The following is a 5,926-nucleotide window of genomic DNA, read 5'->3' on the forward strand; positions in this document are numbered from 1 at the left end:
CCCCGGCGGCACCGGCGATGGCCCGCACGGATGCGCCCTCATAGCCGAGTTCGGCGAACAGTTCCTTCGCGGCGTCGAGGATCGCGTCTCGGGTGCCGCTGTCGCCCGAGCGGCGCCCGCTTGGCCGCTTCCTGGTCGTGTCGTCGTTCACCGGGGTCACCGCGTCAGTGTACTCCACGTCTGAGGATTTCCTCAGGCGTGGAATTAGGTCTAGGGTAGCCGCATCAACCTCGTTCCCACTCTCTGGAGACAGCCTCATGGACAGTGCCATCCCCTCGCCCCCACCGCACACGAAATGGCCCGCTGCCGTACTGATCGGCGTCGTCGCGTCGGTGCTTCTCGCCGTGGTGGTGCTGGCGTTCCTGTGGCCGAGCAAGACCTCCGGCACCCACGACCTGCCGGTCAGCGTCGCCGGTCCCGCCGCATCCGTCACCGCGCTCGAGACGGCACTGGGGGAGACGGGGACGTTCGACTTCGTCGAGGCCGCCGACCGTGACGAGGCCGTGGCGCAGATCGAGTCGCGCGAGACCTACGGGGCGATCGTCCTCGGCGACAACCCCGCGGATGCGCCGGAGGTGCTGACCGCACCGGCCGGCAGCGCGGTCGCCGCACAGCTGCTCACCGGCGTGGCGACGCAGTTGCAGGCGCAGATGGCGGAGCAGGTCGCCGCCGCCGGCGGAGACGCCTCCACCGTCAAGGTGGCCGTCACCCCGGTTGTGCCCCTGTCTGGCTCCGATCCCACCGGCGCCGGGCTCGCGGCCGCGTCGTTCCCGCTGGCGATCGGCGGCATGCTCGGCGGCGTACTCATCTCCCTGCTCGTCGTCGGGGCGGTGCGCCGCCTTGCCGCGGTCGGTGCTTTCGCCGTGGCTGCGGGGTTGATCCTGGCGTTCATCATGCAGACCTGGTTCCATTACCTGCAGGGCGACTTCTGGCTGAACGCCCTCGCAATGGGATTGACGATGCTCGCGACCTCGGCGTTCATCGTCGGCTGCACCTCCCTGTTCGGCCGGGTCGGCATGGGTATCGGCGCAGTGGTCACGATCTTCATCGGCATCCCGCTCTCCGCGGCCGCGGTCCCGTGGCAGTTCCTCGCCGCCCCGTGGGGGGCGATCGGCCAGTTCCTCGTGCCGGGCGCCTCGAGCACCCTGATCCGTACCCTCAGCTACTTCCCGGACGCCAGCAGCGCACAGCAGTGGTGGACGCTCACCGGTTGGGTTGCGCTCGGCGTGATCCTCGCCCTGGTCGGTCACTTCCGGAGCCGCCCCAGCATGCACGTGCCCGAATCCACCATCGAATAGCCCACCCTCTCGGCGCACGCCGCGCAACCCTCAGACGACCGCACGACCTGAAGGAGACAAACCCATGAAGATCGGAATCCTGGGCACCGGACGTGTCGCAACCACGCTCGGTGAGCGCCTCATCTCCCGCGGACACACCCTCGTCTACGGCTCCCGAGAACCTGCCAGCGGCAGCGCCACTCAGCAAGACGCAGTGTCAGCCTCGGACATCGTGATCACCGCGATCCCCGGCGCCGCGGTGCTCGACACGCTCGATGCTCTCGGCGATGACGCCCTGACCGGGAAGATTCTGCTCGACCCGTCGGTGCCGGTCGGCGCAGACGGGCAACTGCTGTTCCCGGGCGACAGCCTCGCCCGCCGCGTCCAGGAGCGCTTCCCTGCCCTGCGGGTCGTGAAGACCCTGAACACGATGAACACGAGCATGATGACCGACCCTGCCGACACGGTGGCGAACCCGATGGTCTTCGTCTCTGGCGACGACCCCGACGCCAAGGCGACGGTGCGTGAGCTCCTGCATGATCTGGGGTGGTCGGACCAGGACATCCTCGACCTGGGAGGAGTGGAAACAGCGGTCGGCACCGAGCACGCCTTCCACCTGTTCTTTGGAGTCCTGACGGCGCTGCAGTCTCCGCAATTCACTCTGTCCGTAGCCCGATAGACCCACCAGCTCCGGTGGACCGGACTGGCAACACGAAAGGAAGGTCAACTCTTATGCGACTGCAGAACAAGACCGCATTGATCGCTGGCGGCACGGGCGGAATGGGTCGCGCCAGCGCCCGCCTCTTCGCGAAGGAAGGCGGCACCGTGTTCGTCGCCGCCCGGCGCCCCGAGCCCGGCAACAACCTCGTGAAAGAGATCACCGACGCCGGAGGCCGCGCCCACTTCGTCGAACTCGACACCACCAAGCAGGACCAATGGGATGCTGCTGTGTCCGCCATCAAGGCCGAAACAGGAGCGTTGCACGTGCTGCTGAACATCGTCGGCAGCAACGACCTCACCGTCATCCCCCACGTCGACGTCGCCGAGTGGAACCGCATCTTCGAGGTCAACGTCAACGGCACCCTGATCGGCATGCAGGCCTGCGCCCCTCTAATGAAGGACTCCGGGGGCGGATCGATCATCAACATCGGCTCCGTCGCTGGCATCACAGGCACCTTCTCCGCCGCCTACAGCGCCTCAAAATGGGCCCTCGAAGGGCTGTCCCGCTCGGCCGCGTACACGCTCTCCGACTGGGGCATCCGAGTGAACGTCATCCAGCCCGGCTTCATCGAAACCGACATGACCAAACCGATGACCGCGAACCCGCTGATGCACCACCAGTTCAAGAAGACGATGGAGAACACCATCCTCCTTCGCCGGGCAGGCAAGGCTGAAGAGATTGCCACGACCGCGCTGTTCCTCGCCAGCGACGACTCCTCCTACATCACCGGCACCGACATCGTGGTCGACGGCGGCTGGAGCTCCTCCGCCGCCTACCTCGGTAACGAACGCGAACACAACATGCTCGGCCTCCTCGCCAAGAAAGAAAAAATCGAGCACCTCTTCCATCCCGGCTCCTAAACCGTCTCCACGACAGCTGGACGAACCCGGCGCGCGTGCGCAAGCAGCAGCGACCAGCGTCTCCAAAACCAACAGTTTTACGAGACGCCGTGTTTGGCGACCACGGGGCCGGCGCGAGCTGGGTCGACGGGAGGCCGGGAGTGTCTCGCGAAGTCGTCGCGCCGCGTTCTGTCTCAGACCTTCCGGTGAAGATGATTTATGAGGCATGATCACGTCATGAGGCTTCTGGGGTACACACGGGTGTCGACGGCGGGGCAGGATCCCGCGCTGCAGCTCGACGCTCTCCTCGCGGCTGGGGTGCAGCGGCGGGATGTGTTCTCGGATGTAACGTCCGGCGCGAAGAGCGCGGCAGAGCGTCCGGGCATGAAGAAGCTCCTGTCCTACGCAGAGCCTGAGGACACGGTCGTGGTGTGGAGGATCGATCGGCTGGGGCGATCTCTGATCGACGTGCTCAATACCGTGAACCTGCTGCGAGACCGCGGCGTGAAGATCCAATCCGTCTCCGATGGGATCGACCCCGAGACCTCGTCGGGACGGCTGATGCTCGGGATGCTGGCAACGCTGGCGGAGTATGAGCGGGAGCTGATCACCGAGCGCGTCAACGCCGGCATCGCCGCGGCCCGGGCCCAGGGAACGAAGTTCGGTCGACCGCCCGTGAACCCCGAGGTCGTAGATCGCAAGCTCGCAATCGCCGCCGAAGAACGGGCGAAGGGGCGCACGGCCGAGGAGGCTGCGCGTCTCGTGGGGTGGTCACGGGCGACGCTCTACCGCCACCAGCGGAACACGGCCGCTCGCGAGAGTGTCAAGCAGGCTTGACATGGACGGGCCGCAGAAGTGGAACATTCTGCGGCTCCACATCGAAGACGGCATCCCCTTAGCGAGCCTTGCGCGCGAGACCGGGATCGGCACACGCACGCTCTCACGCTGGCACTCCGCCTATCGAGCCGGTGGCGTCGCCGCTCTCGAACGGACACCGCGCGCCGACGCCGGCGCACGGCGTACTGCGCCTGAGCTGGTGGTGTTCGTGGAGCACCTGGCACTGACCAGACCACGCCCGAGCATCGCCACACTGCATCGCCTGGCAGCGGCCGAGGCCTCGAGAACAGGCAAGAAGCCCCCGAGCTACGCGACGGTGCGTTCGATCGTGCAGGCACTGGATCCCGGCATGGTGACCCTCGCACTCGAGGGCCCAGCCTCCTACCGGGACCGCCACGAACTCGTGTACCTCCACCGTGCCGAACACCCCAATGCCTTGTGGCAGGCCGACCACACCGAGCTCGACATCCTCATCAAGGACCCCAGCGGGAGACCCTCACGGCCCTGGCTGACCACGATCATGGACGACTACTCGCGGGCGATCTGCGGGTACATGGTCTTCGAGGGAGCCCCTTCAGCGATGAACACCGCACTGGCGCTACGCCAGGCGATCTGGCCCAAGAACGATCCGGCCTGGTCGATGTGCGGCATCCCCGACGCTCTCTACGTCGACCACGGCAGTGACTTCACCAGTCACCATCTCGAATACACGGCGATCGCCTTGAAGATCCGCATCATCCACTCCACCGTCGGCCGGCCCCAAGGCAGAGGCAAGATCGAGCGGTTCTTCCAGACCGTCAACACCGAAGTGCTCGCGACCTTGCCTGGACATCTCACCCCGGGCCACCCTCAGGCTGTGCCCGCCCTGGAGCTGGCCGGATTGGACCGAGCGATCGGGGAGTTTGTCGGCCAGTACAACGAGCGCACGCATGCTGCAATTCGTACGAGCCCGAAAGCGGCCTGGATCGGTGAGGGGTGGATGCCGAGGATGCCCGAGAGCCTCGAGGAGCTCGACGGCCTCCTCTTGCGAGTCTCCAAGCACCGCACGATCCAGCGGGACGGCATCCACTTCCAAGGACAGCGCTACCTCTCACCCACGCTCGCCCCCTTCGTCGGGCGCACCATCACCATCCGTTATGACCCTCGCGACCTCTCCGAGATCCGTGTCTATGACCACGACACCTTCGTGTGCACGGCGATCGATGAAGCCCACCCCAACCAGCGGTACAGCCTCCATGACATAGAGACCGCGCGCCGGGCCCGCCGACGAGAACTCCGCCGGGGCATCAACGACCGCATCCCCGCCGCCAATCGATCCCAGCCAGAACCACCCGCGCCACCACCTCCCGCACAGCGGAAGCGGAAGCAGCTACGGACCTACGAAGAGGACGAGTAGATGAGTCGCGATTTCATCGTCACCAAGGAGCACCGCCGCTTCACCGAGTTCGCAGGCGCCATCCGCAAGGACGTCACCATCGGCATCTGCCATGGGGAGGCAGGCGTCGGCAAGACCCAGTCGGCCCGCAGATACGCCCACTGGGACATGCTCGAGCCCTTCATCCAGGACTGGGGGCCGCGCAGCGATGCCGACCTGAAGCACTACGCGGCCGCCCACCGTTCCCGCACCGTCTTCTACACCCCCGAGGTCCTCCCCAAGCACCGTGACCTCATGCGCGATATCGAGTTCTACCGTGCAAAAGTGGGAATCCTGATCTACGAACACCTCTGCGAGATCGGCAAGATCACGACCACGGTGGTGCCCCGCACCATCGACTTCACCGAACTGATCATCATCGATGAAGCCGAGCGACTCACCCCGACAGCACTCGAGCTCCTACGGGACCTCCACGATCGCCACCACGTCGCCCTGATGTTCATCGGCATGCCCGGCATCGACCAGCGTTTCCGCCACTACCCCCAGCTCTACAGCCGCCTCGGCTTCTCCCACCGCTACCGCGCCCTCGCACAAGAGGAGCTGCTGTTCGTTCTGACTCGTCACTGGAAACGCCTCGGCCGCACCCTCGACCCCGAAGACTTCACCGACGCGCAGGCCATCGCCGCGATCGAACGCATCACCCGCGGCAACTTCCGCCTCCTCGAACGGCTATTCCCTCAGATCGGCCGCGTCCTGAAGATCAACCAACTCGACACCATCACCGACGACGTCATCGAAGCTGCCGCCAGCACCTTGGTCACCGGCTAGCGCCACCTACTGACTCACAGAAGCACGCCACTTACTGATCAAGTCCACA

At 65.8% G+C, this 5,926-nt stretch carries 7 protein-coding genes; 6 read left to right on the forward strand and 1 reads right to left on the reverse strand.

The features are described 5' to 3' along the window. Window positions 1-271 (reverse strand): TetR family transcriptional regulator (locus CITRIK5_RS12375; RefSeq protein WP_370462607.1); only part of this gene is annotated, 271 nt, incomplete at its 3' end. On the opposite strand from CITRIK5_RS12375, the gene CITRIK5_RS11960 reads away from it, so the two are divergent. The 6 genes from CITRIK5_RS11960 to CITRIK5_RS11985 all read left to right on the forward strand — a co-directional run bounded on the left by CITRIK5_RS11960 (window position 258) and on the right by CITRIK5_RS11985 (window position 5,877). Next, a complete protein-coding gene (locus tag CITRIK5_RS11960) occupies window positions 258-1,298 on the forward strand; it encodes a hypothetical protein (RefSeq protein ID WP_119217310.1) in 1,041 nt (346 codons plus the stop codon). The genes CITRIK5_RS12375 and CITRIK5_RS11960 overlap by 14 nt on opposite strands. 64 nt (window positions 1,299-1,362) lie before the next feature. Further along, window positions 1,363-1,956, forward strand: coding sequence for an NADPH-dependent F420 reductase (locus CITRIK5_RS11965; protein WP_101963415.1), 594 nt, complete (start codon window positions 1,363-1,365; stop codon window positions 1,954-1,956). 53 nt (window positions 1,957-2,009) lie between these two features. Next, entirely contained in the window at window positions 2,010-2,858 is an 849-nt protein-coding gene (locus CITRIK5_RS11970) for an SDR family NAD(P)-dependent oxidoreductase (protein WP_080695846.1), read from the forward strand. A 216-nt stretch (window positions 2,859-3,074) separates the two neighbouring features. Continuing rightward, window positions 3,075-3,674, forward strand: coding sequence for a recombinase family protein (locus CITRIK5_RS11975; protein WP_101963414.1), 600 nt, complete (start codon window positions 3,075-3,077; stop codon window positions 3,672-3,674). A 1-nt stretch (window position 3,675) separates the two neighbouring features. Continuing rightward, a complete protein-coding gene (locus tag CITRIK5_RS11980) occupies window positions 3,676-5,070 on the forward strand; it encodes a Mu transposase C-terminal domain-containing protein (RefSeq protein WP_119217308.1) in 1,395 nt (464 codons plus the stop codon). After that, on the forward strand, window positions 5,071-5,877 hold the full coding sequence (locus CITRIK5_RS11985) for an AAA family ATPase (RefSeq protein WP_036313271.1): 807 nt from the start codon (window positions 5,071-5,073) through the stop codon (window positions 5,875-5,877). The last annotated feature ends 49 nt before the right edge of the window (window positions 5,878-5,926 follow it).

Source organism: Micrococcus sp. 116 (assembly GCF_902506395.1).
In the GTDB taxonomy this organism is placed as follows: domain Bacteria; phylum Actinomycetota; class Actinomycetes; order Actinomycetales; family Micrococcaceae; genus Micrococcus; species Micrococcus luteus.